This window comes from Roseivivax lentus, assembly GCF_900156805.1.
GTDB lineage: Bacteria > Pseudomonadota > Alphaproteobacteria > Rhodobacterales > Rhodobacteraceae > Roseivivax > Roseivivax lentus.
The window spans coordinates 90,451-108,662 of record NZ_FTOQ01000009.1; the positions used below are offsets into that span (position 1 = coordinate 90,451).

General features: G+C 66.3%; 16 protein-coding genes, 1 tRNA gene and 1 pseudogene. 6 read left to right on the forward strand and 12 right to left on the reverse strand.

Annotated elements, in window-relative coordinates; all coding sequences use genetic code 11:
- Positions 1–80: 80 nt before the first annotated feature.
- The 4 genes from BW990_RS14375 to BW990_RS14390 all read left to right on the forward strand — a co-directional run bounded on the left by BW990_RS14375 (position 81) and on the right by BW990_RS14390 (position 4,769).
- Complete coding sequence (locus BW990_RS14375) at positions 81–1,109, forward strand: cysteine synthase A (RefSeq protein WP_076448921.1); 1,029 nt, start codon at positions 81–83, stop codon at positions 1,107–1,109.
- Positions 1,106–3,679 (forward strand): DUF3772 domain-containing protein, encoded by a 2,574-nt coding sequence (locus tag BW990_RS14380; protein ID WP_076448923.1) that lies wholly within the window; start codon positions 1,106–1,108, stop codon positions 3,677–3,679. The genes BW990_RS14375 and BW990_RS14380 overlap by 4 nt, the downstream gene beginning before the upstream one ends.
- Before the next feature lie 27 nt (positions 3,680–3,706).
- Complete coding sequence (locus tag BW990_RS14385; protein ID WP_076448926.1) at positions 3,707–4,432, forward strand: alanyl-tRNA editing protein; 726 nt, start codon at positions 3,707–3,709, stop codon at positions 4,430–4,432.
- A 247-nt stretch (positions 4,433–4,679) separates the two neighbouring features.
- Positions 4,680–4,769 (forward strand) — tRNA-Ser (locus BW990_RS14390).
- Between the two features lie 468 nt (positions 4,770–5,237).
- On the opposite strand, the gene BW990_RS21485 is transcribed toward BW990_RS14390, so the two are convergent.
- The 9 genes from BW990_RS21485 to BW990_RS14435 form a co-directional block, all read right to left on the reverse strand.
- The gene (locus BW990_RS21485; RefSeq protein ID WP_076448928.1) at positions 5,238–5,663 is read right to left on the reverse strand and encodes a response regulator transcription factor; all 426 of its coding nucleotides are present in this window, start codon (positions 5,661–5,663) and stop codon (positions 5,238–5,240) included.
- 5 nt (positions 5,664–5,668) lie between these two features.
- Positions 5,669–6,499, reverse strand: a complete 831-nt coding sequence (locus tag BW990_RS14400) for a trypsin-like serine peptidase (RefSeq protein ID WP_076448930.1) — start codon at positions 6,497–6,499, stop codon at positions 5,669–5,671.
- Positions 6,492–6,872 (reverse strand): hypothetical protein, encoded by a 381-nt coding sequence (locus BW990_RS21490; protein WP_143526208.1) that lies wholly within the window; start codon positions 6,870–6,872, stop codon positions 6,492–6,494. Before BW990_RS21490 ends, BW990_RS14400 begins: the two co-directional genes overlap by 8 nt.
- Entirely contained in the window at positions 6,872–7,630 is a 759-nt protein-coding gene (locus BW990_RS14410) for a hypothetical protein (protein ID WP_143526209.1), read from the reverse strand. The genes BW990_RS21490 and BW990_RS14410 overlap by 1 nt, the downstream gene beginning before the upstream one ends.
- A 59-nt stretch (positions 7,631–7,689) precedes the next feature.
- Positions 7,690–8,790, reverse strand: coding sequence for a hypothetical protein (locus BW990_RS14415; RefSeq protein ID WP_076448934.1), 1,101 nt, complete (start codon positions 8,788–8,790; stop codon positions 7,690–7,692).
- 49 nt (positions 8,791–8,839) lie between these two features.
- A complete protein-coding gene (locus BW990_RS14420; protein WP_076448935.1) occupies positions 8,840–9,244 on the reverse strand; it encodes a hypothetical protein in 405 nt (134 codons plus the stop codon).
- A gap of 9 nt (positions 9,245–9,253) precedes the next feature.
- Entirely contained in the window at positions 9,254–11,011 is a 1,758-nt protein-coding gene (locus BW990_RS14425; RefSeq protein ID WP_076448936.1) for a hypothetical protein, read from the reverse strand.
- A 60-nt stretch (positions 11,012–11,071) separates the two neighbouring features.
- Positions 11,072–12,475: a hypothetical protein gene (locus tag BW990_RS14430; protein ID WP_143526210.1), complete on the reverse strand. Its 1,404-nt coding sequence runs from the start codon at positions 12,473–12,475 to the stop codon at positions 11,072–11,074.
- Positions 12,476–12,579: 104 nt separating this feature from the next.
- Positions 12,580–13,446, reverse strand: a complete 867-nt coding sequence (locus BW990_RS14435) for a hypothetical protein (RefSeq protein ID WP_076448938.1) — start codon at positions 13,444–13,446, stop codon at positions 12,580–12,582.
- A gap of 287 nt (positions 13,447–13,733) precedes the next feature.
- On the opposite strand from BW990_RS14435, the gene BW990_RS14440 reads away from it, so the two are divergent.
- Positions 13,734–14,288: a hypothetical protein gene (locus BW990_RS14440; protein ID WP_143526211.1), complete on the forward strand. Its 555-nt coding sequence runs from the start codon at positions 13,734–13,736 to the stop codon at positions 14,286–14,288.
- Between the two features lie 139 nt (positions 14,289–14,427).
- Positions 14,428–15,128 (forward strand): annotated as a pseudogene (locus tag BW990_RS14445) (DDE-type integrase/transposase/recombinase).
- A 154-nt stretch (positions 15,129–15,282) separates the two neighbouring features.
- On the opposite strand, the gene BW990_RS14450 reads toward BW990_RS14445, so the two are convergent.
- From BW990_RS14450 to BW990_RS14460, 3 genes are all read right to left on the reverse strand, one after another.
- Entirely contained in the window at positions 15,283–16,095 is an 813-nt protein-coding gene (locus BW990_RS14450) for an HpcH/HpaI aldolase/citrate lyase family protein (RefSeq protein ID WP_076448940.1), read from the reverse strand.
- A gap of 23 nt (positions 16,096–16,118) precedes the next feature.
- Positions 16,119–16,862: a glucose 1-dehydrogenase gene (locus BW990_RS14455; RefSeq protein WP_076448942.1), complete on the reverse strand. Its 744-nt coding sequence runs from the start codon at positions 16,860–16,862 to the stop codon at positions 16,119–16,121.
- A gap of 89 nt (positions 16,863–16,951) precedes the next feature.
- A complete protein-coding gene (locus tag BW990_RS14460) occupies positions 16,952–18,082 on the reverse strand; it encodes a CaiB/BaiF CoA transferase family protein (RefSeq protein WP_076448944.1) in 1,131 nt (376 codons plus the stop codon).
- Positions 18,083–18,212 lie beyond the last annotated feature (130 nt).

The window sequence follows — 18,212 nt, forward strand, 5'->3', positions numbered from 1 at the left end:
CGGGCGCGCATCGCCTTGAGTTCGCCTGCCGCCCGCCCTACACCCATGGGCGACACAGCGGACATCGCAAAGGAGCCGTCATGCGCATCGCCAAGGACCTCGCCGACGCGGTCGGCCGCACCCCTCTGATCCGCCTGAGGCAGGCGAGCGAGGCAACCGGTTGCCATATCTACGGCAAGGCGGAATTCATGAATCCCGGCCAGTCCGTGAAGGACCGCGCCGCGCTCTACATCATCCGCGACGCGGTGAAGCGGGGCCAGCTGGAGCCCGGCGGCACCATCGTCGAGGGCACCGCGGGCAATACCGGGATCGGTCTTGCGCTGGTCGGTGCCTCGCTCGGCTTCAAGACGGTGATCGTCATCCCCGAGACGCAGAGCCAGGAAAAGAAGGACATGCTGCGGTTGTCGGGCGCAGAGCTCGTGGAGGTGCCCGCGGCGCCCTACAAGAACCCCAACAATTACGTGCGCTATTCCGGCCGTCTCGCCGAGGAGCTCGCGAAGACCGAGCCGCATGGCGCGATCTGGGCAAACCAGTTCGACAACGTCGCCAACCGCCAGGCCCATATCGAGACGACGGGGCCGGAGATCTGGGAACAGACGAGCGGCAAGGTCGACGGGTTCATCTGCGCGGCGGGGTCGGGCGGCACCGTGGCGGGCGTGGCCGCGGCCTTGCAGCCCAAGGGCGTCAAGGTGGGCCTCGCCGATCCCGAGGGCGCGGGCCTTCTGAAGCTCTTCACCGGGCAGGACAATCCCGGCGATTCGATCACCGAGGGCATCGGGCAGGGGCGCATCACCGCCAATCTCGAGGGCTTCACCCCCGATTTCGCCTGCCGCGTCGAGGATCGCGAGGCGCTGCCCATCGTCTTCGATCTGCTGCAGCACGAGGGCCTGGTGATGGGCGGCTCCACCGGTGTGAACGTCGCGGGCGCGATGGCCATGGCGCGCGAGATGGGACCGGGGCACACCATCGTCACCATCCTGTGCGACTTCGGCAACCGCTACCAGTCGAAGCTCTTCAACCCCGACTTCCTGACCGCCAAGGGCCTGCCCGTGCCGCCCTGGATGGACCGGGCGCCGGCCTCCATTCCGGGCGTCTTCGAGGATACATGAGGCCGCTTGCCGACTGGCTGATCCGGGTCGCGCTCGTCCTGTGTCTGGGCGCGGGCGCAGCCCTTGCGCAGGGCGCGGACGGGGCAGGCGGGCCCGGCACCGGCCCCGGCGCGGCCAGTGACGCCACCGGTGGCGGGGCCGGCGGCGCCACGCAGAACAGCCTGACGGACGCGCAGCCATCGGGCCCGCGGCCCGAGATCGATTTCGACCTCTGGGACCAGTTGGCGAGCCGGGTCGAGGGCATCCTCGACGAAGGTTCGGCGGAAATCCCGCGTCTCGAGGCCCTGCGCGCCGAGGTCGCGGCCTTTCGCGACCGTCTGAACAGCCAGCAGAACGAGCAATCCGCGCGCACCGCGACGCTGCAATCGCAGATCGACGCGCTGGGCCCTGCGCCGGCCGAGGGCGAGACCGAGGCGCCGGAGATCGCCCAGAGACGGGCGCAGCTGACCGCGCAGCTCGAGGAGGCCCGCGCGCCCATCGTCGCCGCCGAGGAAGCCTTCACCCGCGCCGACGGCATCATCCGCGAGATCGACGCCACGATCCGCGCCCGCGCCACCGAAGCGCTGTTCAACCGCGGGCCGACGCCGCTCAACCCCGCGCTCTGGCCCGAAGCGGTGGAGGCGGTGATCGGCTCGGCGGTGGGGTTCGTCACCGAGACCGACCGCGAGATCGCCCGCGGGCTCTTGTCGGACAACCGCATCAACGTGCCGCTCGCGTCCTTCCTGCTGCTCGTCGGCCTGATCCTGCTGCTGCGCGGCCGCTCCTGGGCCGAGCGGGGCGCGGGCTGGCTGCGCAACGCCACCCGGCGCCGGGGCACCGGCGTCTGGCGCACGCTGGCCTCCTTCGGGATGGTGGTGCTGCCGGTGGGGGGCATCGTGCTGATCTCCGTCGGCGCGCAGATGACCGGCTATGCCGGACCGCGCGGCGAGCTTCTGCTCGAACGCCTGCCGATCTGGGTCGGCGTCTTCGCCTATATCCGCTGGCTCGCGCAGCAGACCTTTTCGCCCGACGAGGAGGAGGCGACGCTGCCCCTCGAGGGGTCGCGGCGCACCGAGGCGCGCTATTATTTCGGCGCGCTGGCGCTCTTGATGATCCTCAGCGGCGTCACGGTGACCTTCTCGCGCGCCGATGGCTACAGCGACGGCGTGAACGCGGTGCTGAGCTTTGCCATCGTGACCTTCGCCTCGCTCCTGCTGTTCCGGCTGGGCACGATCTTCCGCCGCGCGCGGCTCGAGGGCGACAGCGAGGACGGCGCGGAGGAGGAACGCCACGATCCGATGCATTTCCGGCTGCGTCTGGCGCGGGTCTTCGGGCGGCTTCTGACGCTGAGCGCGCTGGCCGCGCCGATCTTCTCGGCGACGGGGCTGCAGCAGGTCGCGCAGACGCTGACCTTCCCGATGATCGCGACCATGGTGCTGGCGGGCACGATCCTGCTGCTGCTGCGCTTCATCGGCGATCTCTACAAGCTGATCGTCGGCCATTCTCCGCAGGAGACGAACTCGCTGATCCCGGTCTTCGCTGGCTTCAGCCTGATCCTCGCGTCGATCCCGGCGCTGGCGCTGATCTGGGGCGCCCGCGTCGCCGATCTGACCGAGCTGTGGAACACGTTCCTGGCCGGCTTCGAGATCGGCGAAAGCGTCATATCGCCCGCGGATTTCCTGTCCTTCCTGCTGGTCTTCATGCTGGGCTACGCGGTCACGCGCGGCACCCAGACCGGGCTGCGCGCGACCGTGCTGCCGAAGACGCGGATCGATATCGGCGGGCAGAACGCGATCGTCGCGGGCGTGGGGTATCTCGGCATCTTCCTGGCCGCGCTGGTGGCTTTCACCACCGCGGGCATCGATCTGTCGTCGCTGGCCATCGTCGCGGGCGCGCTGTCCGTGGGCATCGGCTTCGGCCTGCAGAACATCGTGTCGAACTTCGTCTCGGGCATCATCCTGCTGATCGAGCGGCCCATCGGCGAGGGCGACTGGATCGCGGTCGGCGACAATATGGGCTTCGTCAAGGATATCTCGGTCCGCTCCACCCGGATCGAGACCTTCGACCGCTTCGACGTGATCGTGCCCAATTCGGATTTGGTCACTGGCACGGTCACGAACTATACGCGCGGCAACACGCTGGGGCGGCTCATCGTGCCGGTGAAGGTCGCATACGGGTCGGATACGCGCGCCGTGCACCGCATCCTGCTGTCCATCGCCCGGGCCCATCCCATCGTGATGATGAACCCCGAGCCCTATGTCTATTTCAAGGGATTCGGCGAGAACGGCATCGAGTTCGAGATCCGCGTGATCCTGAGCGACATCCTCGAGATCTTCGAGGTGCAGACCGAGATGAACCACCAGATCGCGGAGCGTTTCGCCGCCGAGGGCATCCGCATCCCGATCCCGCAGCGCGACCTGTGGCTGCGCAACCCCGAGACCCTGCAGGGCGGCGCTGCGGAGAGCGGCAAGCCGCCCGAGGGCCGGGGCTTTGCCAGCCCGGACCAGTCGCCGCAAAGCATGACCGACAAGGGCCCGCTGCCCGACAATGTCGCCCGCTCCACCGGCGGCGGCGATCCCGACGGCGAATGACGCCCAGTCCGATATGAGGATGATCCGATGACGACGCTCCTGTTCCGCGAAGACCCCTATCTGCGCGAGGCCGAGGCGCGCGTGACCGCGCTGACCGGGGAGGGCGGCATCGTCTGCGACGCGGCGCTGTTCTATCCCACCGGCGGCGGCCAGCCCGGCGACAGCGGCACGCTGGCCTGGGAGGGCGGCGAGATCGCCATCGCCACGGCCGTGAAGGGCGAAGGCGACAGCGTCGTGCTGGTGCCCGCCGAGCCGCGCGGCCTGCCGCCCGAGGGCGCCCGCATCACCCAGCGGATCGACTGGCCGCGCCGCCACGCGCATATGCGCATCCACACCGCGCTGCATCTTCTGTCGGTAGTGATCCCGCTGCCGGTGACGGGCGGCCAGATCGGCGCGGGAAAAGGGCGGCTCGATTTCCTGATGCCGGAACCGCCCGAGGACAAGCAGGCCGTCGAGGATGCGCTGAACGCGCTGGCGGCCCGCGATTTGCCGGTGTCGGAGAGCTGGATCGACGAGGCCGAGCTCGACGCCAATCCGGGCCTCGTGAAGACGCTGTCCGTGCAGCCGCCGCGCGGCGCGGGACGCATCCGGCTGGTGCGGATCGGCGAGGGCGATGCCCAGGTCGATCTGCAGCCCTGCGGTGGCACCCATGTGGCGCGCACCGGCGAGATCGGCGCGCTGCGCCTCGGCAAGGTGGAGAACAAGGGCAAGCAGAACCGCCGCGTGCACATATCGCTGCTCGAGGCGGGCTGAGGCCGGTCTCGGGAGGGCGCGGTGGTGCGTCCGGCGTTTCAGGCGCGGGGCAGGGCACTGGTTTGCATTGACGCGCGTCGCGCGAGCGGTTCCCGCGCCGCCGTCAGGTGATCCCCGGCGCGCCGGGTTCCGCAGCGCCCGACACCGGATCGGCTGCGGGCACCGCGCCGAGGGCCGCGATTTTCAGTCGATTTTCTGACGTCCCGCCCCTTGCACCCCGCCCGCCCTTTCCGCTAAACGCGTCGGCGGACAGGTGGCCGAGTGGTCGAAGGCGCGCGCCTGGAAAGTGCGTAGGCGGGAGACCGTCTCGAGGGTTCGAATCCCTTCCTGTCCGCCACATTCTCCATTCAAAGCGTTGATGATAAAGGTCAAAATGCCCTGCATTGTCACTTTGGATACATACTGTTGCGCCCTCGCCTTTGGTTTTTCGACCAGCAGGCAGAGTGAGTTTTCAGCCGAGTTTTCGGAACGGCATTGAGTTGCGTTCACGTGTTCCACGCAACCGGCGGCGTTCTCGACTTCTTTTGACACGCAAGTTTCCAGGCTTCTCGATCAGTCGTTTCGACGATGAGAAAGAGTCATGTTCCGCTCTTGGCGTGTACGAATGTTCCAGTAATTCGTCGCCGTCCACGCCTCAGTGACGAAGCACTTCAGTCGGGAACGCAGCCTCTCTTCAAAGCCAACGGTACCGCTGCTCTCGGCGCGTGGCGCGGTCTCTGCGTGGCAATAGGCAGCGCTGCGTACTTTGCAGAGTCGCGTTCGAATTCGTCTGACATTACGCCTCGATCGGTTCGGATCGCGTCCCTCACAGGTCCACATGGGGCTGGACCTGGGCGACAATCGCGGCCATCTCGGTGCGGCTGGTGCAGCCGAGCTTGGGGAACATGCGTTTGAGGTAAGAGGCCACGGTATAGGGGCTGATGCGGAGCCGGCGGGCGATCTGCTTGTTGCAGGCCCCTTGCCGGACGAGGCAGGCGATCTGCAATTCACGGTTGGTGAGCTTCAGCAATCCTTCGGTCTCGTCCGCGCTGCTGCTACGGTCTTCGGCCAAGACCGCGAAGCGGATTCCGTCCACTATGATCGTGCCGACGATGCGGCCATTCTGGTTGGATTTGCGCAAGTCGTCTTCGCGTCTGATCTTGAGGCAGACCTCGCGCAGCGCCTCGTCCGCCTCAACCAGGGCGAGCACCTGTCCGGTGCCGTCTGATGGGGGTGCGAGATCGACCGACACGGGATCTATCCTGCTCGGGGCCAGACGCGCATGAGGCTGTAATCGCCCAAATTGCGCTCGCCCCGGATGGCGGCCATGACCCTTGGCGAGAGGCGCACGGCGCGGTTGTATCCTCCTTCTGGCGAGCCCGCGGTGCCCGGGGTGCAGCCGTAGCTGCGGCCGGTCCTCGGATCGCGGACGCCGGCGACGTGGATGCCGATCACGCGGAGCTTGCCGTTCACAAAGGCGAGGACGGCGCTGCCAGAATGGCCGGGGCAGGTGTCGACGACATGGATCAGGCGGCGACGGTCAAAGCGGTGCAGGCGCTCGGAATGTGTCCACATGGTGGCCCGCGGTTTGTCGGAGGGATAGCCGACCACGCGAATCCGACCCCGCCGGCTCAACGCGCGGAGCATGGCGTTCGAGGGCTGATGCGGCGGGATCACAGCCCGCGGATTGCGCACGGGACGGGTGAGCTTGATCAGCCCGTAATCGAACAGCGGCTGGTGCTTTTGAGCAAATCCGCGCGCGACCCAGGCGCGTTCTGCGGGGATCGTCTCGAGCCGGTCGTCGCCGTTACGGCCGGGCTGGATGTTCATGGTTACCGGCACGCGCCCGTCGCGCTTGATCAGGCAGTGACCCGCGGTGAGCACGAGATTTGGCGCGATCAGCGTGCCGGAGCAGCCGAATTTTCGTCCGCCGAAGGAGCGTTCGATATAGCAGATGGCAGCATAGGGCATGACGCGGGTGTTGCGGACGAGTGTGCGATCATCGGCACCGATTATCGCCGGGTCGAACCGATCGGGCCCACTGAAAAACGGATCGGCGTCTTTGAAAATATCAAATAAATCAAGCATCCGTCGGCTCCGCGTTCTGAGGATGCGATCCTAGACCCGAAATAGCCGTCTGCAGATTGCGAAGAAAAAGCTGCGGATCGGGATGAGCCGCGAGATAGGCAACAATATATTGAATTAGCGCCGCGTCGCTCCGCCGCGCCGAAATGTGAACCACCCTCTTTTTCTTTGCGATATCTGCCCAGACATCGTCGATGTTTTCGCGCAGATAATCCTCTGCGACATCGTCGAGGTCTGACATCGAATCACACTCTCCAGTTGAATTGTACAACTGTGACTTGGAGTCGCGTCGTTCTTTTTCCGGCCGCGGCACCCCTTCCGGGGCCTGCAAGGGTAGAATACTTTGTTCCCGCGGGTTTTCAGGCTTTTCAGTCATTACAGACGTCCCCATAAAAGTGTCGCCTTGAGCGGCCATCCGCTCATGCGGAGAGCATTGCCGTCATCGACGTCGAAGAATTCGGTGTCCAGAAACAGCAGATCCGGAGCGATCAGCCGGGCGTAGACGAGCGGTGTCTGAGCCGTGACTGCCCATTCGTAGAGTCCAGTCCGCATAAGGAGCGGGCCGAACCAGGTGTCGCGCGCCTCGGTCGCGAACGCCGTGTCGATCTCGATCACGTTCAGCCCATAGCGCCCAGCCTCGCGCACGATGTCGGGCGTGCCGTGCTTGCCGCATCGGGCCAAGATCGCGGCGGGCCGCTCCTGGAAGGCGGCGGCCATCACGATGGCGTCGAGCGCTGCGTCGTCGCCGGTATTCGGCGCAGCCGAATACAGCGCCTTGTGCAGAATTTCGAACCGGCTGTGGCTTTCGGCGGCGGCCCATTCAGGCAGATGTGCATCCTCGCGGCAATCCGCGAGCCAGTAGAGCCTGCGCCCCGCAGTCAGAACGCGGGCACGTTGCCAGACCATGACAGCACGCTCGTCCTCGGGTCCGGTCAGGGGCGCGATGTTCGCCTCGGGAGAGGCAAGCAGCGGCGACATGCAGACCAGACTGTCGTCGAGCTGACGAAAGACCGAGGAGGCCAGCCAGGTGTCGCATTCGGCGGCCAGGCGCAGCGTCACCAGCGGCCCGTGCAGATCGAGCGCGAGCGAGCGGTCGATGATGATCTGCGGGCCGCCGGTATCGATCGCGGCCATGCTGATGGGCGGTGTCCATTGCATTCACCTTGCTCCTGCCGCGGTGGCCCGAGGGGCGATCAGTAATACGCGGTTTCCTGTTCGCCATATGGCAGACTGCGCGACCATTTGAGGTTGGCATTGGCTCCGGGGAAGTGACGGCCTTCCTTGGTCAGTCGGTAAGCGGCGATCCAGGCTTCGGCATGGGAGCCGGCGGTGCGGGCCTGCACGCGGAAGCTGTCGGCATCCACATCGCTGTCGAAGGTCGACCCGGCCACCCATTGCAGGATGCGGCGGCCCGCCTCGGCCATCTTGGCCCGCTGCGACAGATCGCTGATCGAACCGCGATTGCGTTTGAGAATGCCCTCGAGCGCCTGCCATCGATTGGTGGCATCATAGGCGCGCTTGATATCCGGTGAATCGAGTATGCCGAGCGCCTCGCTGAGATACATCCCGCTTTCATGGGTGAGGCTGACGATATTGCCATAGCTCGACCGGTCGAGCGCATAACGCAGGTCGATCGCGATCCGCTGTACCGTGGCGATGGCTCCGTAGGGCCGGCTGTCGAGCGCCGGGCCGCCGCGCACCACCTCGCTGACCGTCAGGTCGCGGTAATATTTCGCGAGGCTCGAGATCAGCGCCACGAATTGGTGCTGGAAGTTGCGGTTTATGACCGCGCCCGCGGGTTTCGGGCCGCGCCCGTGGTTGAAGACACGCCCATAGGCAATCGAGCGGTCCCGCGGCCCGTAGCGGAGAGGGCGCCATTTCTCGAGCAGGTAGAGTTTTTGCGCGCCCGGTCCGCGCTGGATGCGGATGGTCCCGTCGCGGAACTGGCGGCGCAGGATGTCCATGGATTTGAAAACGCCCATGATATCGTGCTGCAGAATGAAGTAGAGTTCGGCTGAGGCCTGGAGCTGGCTCGGCGTGACGCCCTCGTCGAAATCGGCCTCGATATAGGCGGGCGGGATCTCGTCGAAGGACGTAACTCCCTCGGACCCGAACCCCACGAGATCGGGAAAGGAGCTTTCCTTGCCGCCGGCAGCATCCCTGATGAGCTGACCGAAACGCGCCTCGAACGCCCGGCTCAGGGATTGCCGTTCGGCCTGCGGGAGATTGTTAAGCTCGTCCTGCATGAACTGCTGAAAGAGGCTCTGAATATATTCGCTATCGGTGAGGCTCATTGTTTTGCTCCATTGGCGGGCGAGTGCTGGCGGCGGGACGTCGGACGGCTCAGGTCTCGTCGTCTTCGGTCACGATTTTCGCCGCCTCGCAGATTTCCTTGAATTCTTCCGGGGTGAGCTGCCTGGCCTGTTCGTCGGGCCAGTGTTCCGACTTGTTCATCTTGGCCAGGGCACTGCGCCGCTCATTGCCCTTGAGCTGCGCGAGGTCGCGGATCGAGTGGATCTCGGCCACCCGGAAGAGCGTCCAGTGCTCGTTATAGACGTCCATGAGCCTGCGGATGGCCTGCCGATTGGCGGCGACGTAGCGGCGCAGGGCGACGATCTCCTGCTGCATCCGGCCGACCTCGTCGGCGAGGGCCTCGACCGCCTCCGCCCATTCTTTTGGCGGCTCGAATTTGGTGACAACGGTCAATTTGCCGAAATTCTCGTCTTCGGTGAAAGCTGGAATGCGCATGGCGTGTCCTCACCTGTTTCTGGTGGCAAAGTTCGGATCGACCTGCCCTTGCCGGTCCAGATAGCGGAAGGCAAAGCTGTCGAGGCTGGTTTCGTAATGGGCCGGGATCGTGGCGTCCTCGGTTTCGCAGGCGACGCGAACCGGTCTTCCCTGCACATCGTCCTGGCCGGAGCCTGTCAGGTACATCGCGGCACCCAATAGTCCGATGATCGCGTCGTGCAGCCTGCGCAGATCGATGCAGCCGGGGCTCATCGCGGCGGCGAATTCGAACCAGTGTTCCTCATCGCGGCGCTGGTTGCAGAGCTCCGACCGCATCAGCTGCCAGAACGGGTCATCCTGATCTTCAGCCGGCGGACGCTCCGCCCAGTCGAGATCGCCGTAAGGCGTCAGCAGGACCTCGGCGGACCTATGCAGCACACCCGCTAGCGTATCGTGCCCCTCGGTGCAGACATCGAGCCGACCGATCAGCTGCACGATCTGCCGCCAGCGACCGCGGGAATCCATCACCTGGGCATCGCCGTCGAAGACGCCGATATCGGTCACCAGCCGCATCATCACCCCGAAGGCGGCGGCGCGCTGCGTGGCGTCGTCCACATCGGCGATATAGCGGTCGATGGCGCGGTCGAGATCGTAGAGCATCTTGTCGAGGACGAACTGGCAGGTGACCGCGTCGCCTTCACAGCCGCAGCCGAGATAGCAATCGAGCAGGGCAGCGAGGCGGGCCCGCGTGGTCATCAGGGTGACGAAGCCTGCATCCTCCTCGGAATGGGCCAGCCCGTAGAAGCCGTTCGCCATGAGCGGCGGGCGCGCGGCCAGGATCAGACGGCGGCCCCGGTCGGGACGGAAGCTCTGGACGAACAGCTTCAGTGCCTGGCGGAATCGCGCCAGGGGCGGCGAGGTGGGATTGATCGCCTGGCCCAGGAGCGACAGCAGCCGCTCGAGCTGGGTGACGGTGACCGCGGAGGTCGCGCTCAGGCCGCGCAGGACGCTGGCCTCGCTCTGGCCCACCGTCTCGACCAGCTTGTCGAGAACGGAGGCGAGGTAGCTTTCGTCGAGGAGCGCGCGCAGATGGCCCTGTCCGCTGCTGTCGAGCCATTCGTTCATCGAGGTCAGAGCGTGGAGGGCACGCGGCCAGTCCTCACCCATCAGGGCTGCCGGGTCGGGGTTCTGAAGCCCATGCAGCGCCGAGATAACTGCGTCGCGGCGGGTGGTCAGATCGGCCACCGGCACAGGCAGTGCAGCGATGCCGCCGAAACCGCGGCCGGCAATTGTCTCGCCAGCCATTACCAGGATCAGCGCGGCTGCCTGGTCGATGCTCTTGGCGAGCGAGCGATAGGCCCCGTTGAATTCCGGCGTACTGGCACCGAGCATACGCGCCAGCCGGGAGTAATCCCCAAGCTCCTGCCGCGCGGCCATGGCGATCGCCCGGTAGCGCTCGTTCACCGATGTGCGCGCGGCGCTGACGCCGCGATCGACGATCTGCGGAAGTGCCCGCTGCCAGCCTTTCAATTCGGGCTGGATATCCTTGAGTTGGGGATGCGCAACCAGCGCGCCGAGATCGCGGTCGAGATCGTCCTTGGCCTGAACCAGCTCGGCCTCGCTGGGGCCGGAGGTGCCGGTCGTTGATGAAATCGGAAGCGCCGTGGAATTGAGAAATCCGGTACGGTCGATCTCGATCCGCTCGGCCCCCTCGCGATAGCGTTTCGCCAGGGCGCGGGCAACCTCCTTGGGATCGTTCGGGTCCGACAGCATCAGCGTTTGGCGCATGATCGCATCAAGCCGGGTCTCTGTTTGAGATCTGCGTGCAGTTTCGGCCATCTTATTCACCTATGCAGCCCAGTTGAGAGAGGGGGCCCGACGCCGGGCGGGCTTCGTCCGGCCTGGGGCAGCCACCATTTTGTCGGCGGCGGTTTGTGTATGTTTCAGGATGACGTCGCGGTCCCGGGCGGCGTTCAAAGCCAGTGCGCGCACCAGCGCCGTACCGATCTTTGCGGCGTCGCCGCCGCGCGCCATGGCGAGACGGGCAGCCCCGATCATCCAGCGCGGCGGCAGGTCGGGCACGCGACCGGAGAGGAAGTCGCCCGCCCCGTCGACAATCCGGGCCTGATCGGCTCTGGAAAAGCGGATGATGTCGGCAAGCCCCCGCTGGGCGAGCATCCGCCGCGGCTGGTAAGCGATCTCGTCGACAATGACAGGCACGATCTTCCGGGTGGAGGCGTGCAGATCGTCGGGCAGGCGGCTGGCCGCTTTGGCGCTGTAGAGTTTGCGCCAGATCTTATCGAGCCGGGCCGCGTCACCGAGAAACCCCATGCGTCGCAGCATCTCGGCGAGGATCAGCACACGGATATATCCTACCGGATGCACCGCACCGTCCTTGAAGATCGTCACCTTGGCCGGCGGGTGCGCCAGAAACTCCGCCAGCCCGTAGGCCGCTGTCGGCCCACCGAGCAGGATCGCGACGAGATCGGCGAAAATCTCCTTGTGCCAGCGCGCCCATATGGTCTGGAGCCGCGGGCTGAGCCCGGTCCCGCCGAGCCGTCGGATCACGGCCTGCTTTGTTTCGTCCCAGACGCCGAGATCGGCCTGCAAGTTGTGCGCGACCTCGTGCAGAAAGGTCGCCTGCCAGGGGCGGTCGCGGTCCCATGGGACCCGAATCAGGGGAAAAGGGTTCTTTTCGCCCAACAGCCGTTTGAGCGTCACGCCGCGGCGCATGGTGGCCGGGGAATAGCCATGTTCCATATAGGTGATCGGCATCAGGATCGGGAGCTGCAGGATGCCGGCCTCGTCGTGCAGGACGGCGCGGTAGCAATCGCGCGCAATGGCATCATGGGCGGCCAGCGAGGGGGCAAAGGCGGTGCCGCGCTGGGCGAAGACCTCGAAGAAGAGACCGAATGCGCGGCGGGCGCGGTCCACTTCCCGCTCGACGAGTGCGAGCTGCAGGAGACGGCAGCGCAGGTCGGACTTGGACCCTGCTTGAAGCGCCTTGATGCGGCGCGCCACGGCCTTGTCGATTGCGGCGAGACGTCTGTTGGCGGCGTGGAAGTAGGCGGCTGCGGGGCTGAAGGGTTTGTCGACGCGGCGCAATCCGGCGCGAGCGGGGCTGAGGGAGGACAGGCGCGCAGAGCGGTTGAGCAGAGCATCGGATTTCACATCGAGGAACCGATGTGCCGCCCGGTCGGCCCGCCGGGCCATGGCCGCGCCGGAGGGGCGTGAGCGGCCGGTCTGGGGCATTATGCGGAGCGGGCGGGCCATGGCGAAATCACCTAGCGAATAAGGTTGCAAATCGATGGGAGGCAGCCCGGGGCGACAGGGAGACGCCCCGGGCGTGGCGCGGACTAGGCAGCGCGGCCCACGGAAGCCTTTGGCAGGACGATCCGGCGTGCCTTGGCTTTTGCGCTGGGGCGCGCCTTGCGGGCAATCGCCTTGACCATTCCAGGCTTGCGCGCGGCCTTCTGCGCGACCTTCTTCACCATGGCGGCCTTGGCGACGGGAGAAGCGCCCTTGGCCTGTCTCGCAACCCGCTTGGCGATCTGCGCTACGGCCTGCGGTCCGGAGCTCGACTTCTTGCTCGCCACCTTGACGGCCTGGCGGATCAGCTTGGCGACCTGCTTGCGCTTTGTCTTGGACATCATCTTGCCCTTGCGACCGGTGACGCGCTTGGCGGCGAGCGCCGTGGTGACGAGGGCTGCGGCGGGCACTGTCTTGGCCGCTTCGGCGGCCATTTCCATGGCCTCGATCTCGTCTTCGGCTTCGAACCGCAGACGCGAGGCGATGCGGGCGGCTGCCCCGATGGCCTGGGCGGCGGGGTGCGGGATGAACGAGGCGACCTTGGCCACGACAGGTGCCACCTTGCGCACCACCTTCTTGATCCCGCGGCCTACCTTCTTCATCCCGCGCCAGAGCTTCTTGAAGAACTCGTCCTCGTCCTCTGCGGTCAGGGCATAAGCGACGGCGTCGTCGAAGGCGTCTTCTTCGTAGCTTTCGTCTTCGAAGTCGTCTTCGAAGTCGTCTTCGTCTTCGAAGTCATCATCGTACATCATGTCATCTTCGAAATCGTCGTCGTAGAAGTCGTCCTCGTAATCGTCATCTTCGAAGGCGAGGTAATCGTCCTCGTCGTCTTCGAACATGTCCTCGTAATCGTCGCCGAACGCATCCATCACGCTGTCGCCTTCGGGCAGTTCATAATCAAGATCGTCTTCCATTTTCCTCTCCATTCGAGAAGCCGGCACCGAACTGCGGCGCATGGCGGGCGGTGGTCCATGAGGAAGACAAACATGCCGGCCGTGGGTGCCGATAGCCGCCCGGATGCTGTAGCCCGAGCGCGGTAGCCCATCTGAGGGACACCCCGTCCGGTGGCCCTCATTCGGGGGGCTTGAGCGAAACGGTCAGACCCCGAACATTCATGATGACCCGGGTTCGCATACGCCCCGGAGCGCCGATCGGGCGGACATCCTCCCGTGGGAACTGTCACTAGACAAGGAACCGAATGATGCTGGACACCTTTTATGATGACGACTTCGAGGATGATTTCGGCTTCGAGGACGATGACTTCGAAGACGGTGACGACCTCTTTGACCCCGAGGATATCGAGGCGATGGAAGCCCTCGCGGACGATTTCGCGGAAGGCTTCGAGGATGACGATCTCGACGAAGATGCCTTCCTCGGCGCGCTGGCCGGTCTCGCGGCCAGGGCCTTACCGATGGTGAAGAGAGCGGCCCCCATGCTGTTGAAGGCGGGCCGTTCAATTCTCGGCAGGCTATCGCGGTCGACCACCGTGAGGAACGCGGCGCGGGCGGTTCCGACCATCCTGCGCAAGACCGCCGCCGACCAGGCGCGCCGCGTTGCCAGTGGGCAAAGATTGACGCGGCAATCCGTCTTGAAATCGGCTGCAAGGCACACTGCGCAAGCGCTCGACCCGCGCCGCCGCCGGCGGATCATTCGCAAGCACCGCCAGATCGTGCGCCGCCGCCCGGTGCGTCCCCCGACGCGCAGCGGTGCTGCGCGATATCGCCGCGTATGTCGGTGCCGCATGGTCCGATACTGATCGCGCGCCTCGAGCCCACGAGGGTCCTGCCGCGGTGGCGCATGGACCCTCGCGAACCGTTGGCAGAGTGCCGCTACCCTGAAACGGTCAGAGGTTTCGTGTCTCCAGCGAAGCGGGGGTGATTGCGTAGGGTTTTGCGATGATCAAGCGCAGTCCGTTCCGCTGTTTCAGGATCAGTCCGGAGATCATCCGCCTGGCAGTTATGCGATACGTCCTATTTCCGCCGTCGCTGCGGAACGTCGAGGACCTGCTGCATCAGCTCGGCAGCGAAGTTGGCCACGACATCGGGCGCTACTGGTGAAGTCGCTTTGGCCCGATGTTTGCCGCTGGGTTCCGAAAGCGCCCGGTCGAGGGGCTGCGTTCGAACCGAAGGCTCCGGCCCCTCGACGAGGTATCCGTGAAGAGCAACGGCAAGACCCATACCGGTGGCGTGTCGTTAACCATGAGGGCGACGTGCTCGAACGGGTGTTTTCGAAGCAGCGAGACCGCAAGACGGCGCAGAATACCCAAGGAAACCGATGAAACGTCACGGGTCCGTCGAGACATCGGGCACGGACAAGCTTCGAGCCTACCGCGCGGCCTTCCGCGAGCTCGGGCACGGCAATCATGAGACCGAGGTCAGCTGGATCGACGCCCGCGCGGAGAATTCGCGCCCGTTACTGCGACGACGCGCGGGCGATGCTGCGGTTTCGGCGCATGCGAAGCCTGCAGCAGGTTGCCGCCATCCACTCTTCCGTGCGCAACCATTTCAACGTGGAGCGAAGCTTTTCCAGCCGAGACAGTTTCAAGCGGTACCGCGCTAGCGCTCTGGCCGAGTGGGGCGGTCTCTGCCCGCCATAAGGTCGGCAAGCTCGGCCTAACCGCACTGGTTCGAATTTGTATGACCGCACTGTCGCTTGGGCTCTCCGCTGCGCCGTTCTGCTGGCGCGTTACATGCGGTTGCCCGACCGGGCGCGACCGGGCTGTCGCTGGCGCGCTGCGCGGTCGGGTCCAGTCAGGGATCGGCCTCTCCGGCCCGCGCGAGGATGCGGCGGGCGGCTTCTTCCACGGGTTTGTCGATCATCTTGCCGTCGATGGTGCTGGCCCCGGCCGCGCCCTCTGCCACGGCGGCCAGAACGCGCCGGGCCCAGTCGATCTGGTCGGCATCGGGAAGGAAGGCCTCGCGCACGGGGGCGACCTGCGCGGGATGGATCAGAAGCTTGGCGCCGAAGCCCAGCCGGCGCGCGGCATCGGCATCGGCGCGCACCTTGCCCGCATCGCGGATCTCGGCCGTGATGCTCTCCACCGGCGGCTCCGCGCCGGCCAGCCGCGACAGCGCCACGAGGCGGGAGCGGGCATAGAGCAGCGGTTCCCAGTCTGGCGCGGCGCCGAGATCGAGCGAGAAATCCAGATGGCCGAAGACGGCGCGGCGGGCCATGGGATGCGCAAGGATCGCGCCCACCGCTTCGAGGCCCGGCACCGTCTCGATCTGCGGCAGCAGCTCGGCCTTGCGCCCGAGCGCCCCGGCCACGCGGGCCAGCACCTCGACGCCCTGCGCCTTGGGGATCATCACCGCGCCCGCCGCACAGCCCGCGAGAAAGGCCAGATCGTCGGCGAAGAATGGCGTCGCGGCATCGTTGATGCGCACCGCCACCCGCGACCAGTCGAGATCGGCGGCGCGGATCGCGGCGCGGGCGGCCTCTTTGGCCTCGGGGCGCACCGCATCCTCGAGATCGAGGATCACCCGGTCGGCGCCCGAGGCCAGTGCCTTTTCGAAGCGCTCGGGTCGGTCGCCCGGAACGAAGAGATAGGTGATCGCTGACCGCATCGCGGGCTCCTTTCGCGGGGCGCTCAGATGGTGCGCCCGCCATCCACTTCGAGGATCGTGCCGGTGATGAACTCCGCCTCGTCGGAGGCGAGGTAGAGACAGGCATTGGCGATGTCGCGCGGCTCGGACATACGGCCGAGCGGAATGGTGGAGACGAATTTCGCGCGGTTCTCGGGCGTGTCGGGCACCCCCATGAAGCTTTCGAGCAACCCCGTCGCCCCGATCACCGGGGCCACGCAATTGACGCGGATCCGGTCCGGGGCCAGCTCCACCGCCATGGATTTCGACAGCAGGTTCACCGCGCCCTTGGTGGAATTGTACCAGGTCAGGCCGGGGCGGGGCCGGATGCCCGCGGTCGAGCCGATATTGATTATGGTGCCGCCGCCCTGCGCGCGCATCACCGGCAGGCAGGCCCGCGTCATGTGAAAGATCGAGCGGACATTGACGTCGTAGAGGCGGTCGAACTCCTCTTCGGTCACGTCCATGATCGGCTTGTTGCGGTGGGTCCAGCCGGCATTGTTCACCACGATATCGAGGCGGCCATCGGGCCCTTGCGCGGCCTTTACCGCGGCCTCGATATCGGCGGCTTTGGTCACGTCGCCCTGAACGGCCTTGCCACCGATCCGTGCGGCCACGGCTTCTGCGCCATCGCCGTTGAGGTCCATGATGGTCACCGCGGCCCCTTCGCGCGCGAAGGTCTCCGCGATGGCCGCGCCGAAGCCCGACGCGCCGCCCGTGACCAATGCCGTCTTGTCTTTCAATCGCATGCCGCCTCCCTTTCGCGTGATCTTCAGCCCCGCCGGGCGATCTTGCCCCGCAGGTGGGGCGGCAAGTCAAGGGCGCTGGCGCGGCGTCGCTAGCCGCCTTGCGCGCCGAACTCCGCGCGCAGGGCCTCGTCATGGGCACCGAGCGCCGGGACCGCGCCGTAGCGCGGGGCGGTGCCGCGCACCACCGCGCCGGGCGCCAGCATCTCGATCTCGCCCGCGCCGGTCTGCACGGTGATGAGCCGGTTCTGCGGATGCGCGAGAAGATCGTCGAGGTCCGAAAGCCGCCCGTAGGCGATCCTGGCGGCCTGCAGCCGTTCGATCATCGCCTCGCGCGGAAGGGCGGCGAAGACGGCGGAGACACGCGGCTCGAGATCGCCCCGGTGCGCCACCCGCTGCGCATTCGAGACGAAGCGCGGATCGGTGGCGAGATCCGCATCCTCCAGCACTTCGGCGCAAAGCCGCGCCCATTCGCGTTCGTTCTGGATCGAGATCAGCACCGCCTTGCCGTCGGCGCAATCATAGGCGCCGTAGGGCGCGATGGTCGGGTGTTTCAGCCCGACGCGCGCGGGCGGTTTGCCGCCATAGCGTGTCTGCAGGTAAGGCACATTCATCCAATCGGCCATGGCGTGAAACAGCGACACCTCGATGGCGCGGCCCTTGCCGGTGCGCTCACGCGCGAAGAGCGCCTGCAGGATCGCCTGGAACGCGGTCATCCCGGCGGCGATATCGCAGACCGACACGCCCACGCGGGCCGAACCGTCTTCGGTGCCGTTGATCGCGCAGAGCCCGCTTTCGGCCTGGATCAGCAGGTCATAGGCCTTCTGGTCCCGGTAGGGGCCGTCCTCGCCATAGCCCGAAATCGAGCAGCAGATGAGCCGGGGATATTGCGCGCAGAGCGCCTCCGCTCCGAAGCCCAGCCGGGCTGCCGCGCCGGGGGCGAGGTTCTGGATGAAGACATCCGCCTCGGCCAGCATCCGCGCCATCAGCGCGTGATCGGCGGCGTCCTTCACGTCGAGCCGGATCGATTCCTTGCCCCGGTTGAGCCAGACGAAATAGGCGCTTTCGCCGTCGACGAGCGCGTCATAGCCGCGGGCGAAATCGCCCTCGTGGCGTTCGACCTTGATGACCCGCGCGCCGGCATCGGCAAGCCTGCCGGACGCGTAGGGTGCCGCGACCGCCTGTTCCAGTGCCACCACGGTGATGCCGTCGAGATCGTGCATGTTCGGTTATCCTCCCGCCTGTCGGTATCGGGTATCGCACGTGAGGCCGGGCGGGGGAAAGGTGTGCGGTTTCCTGCGGCCTCGGGGAAAGCCGGGGGCGGCGGGGCGGCCCCCCGTCGTGTGATCCACT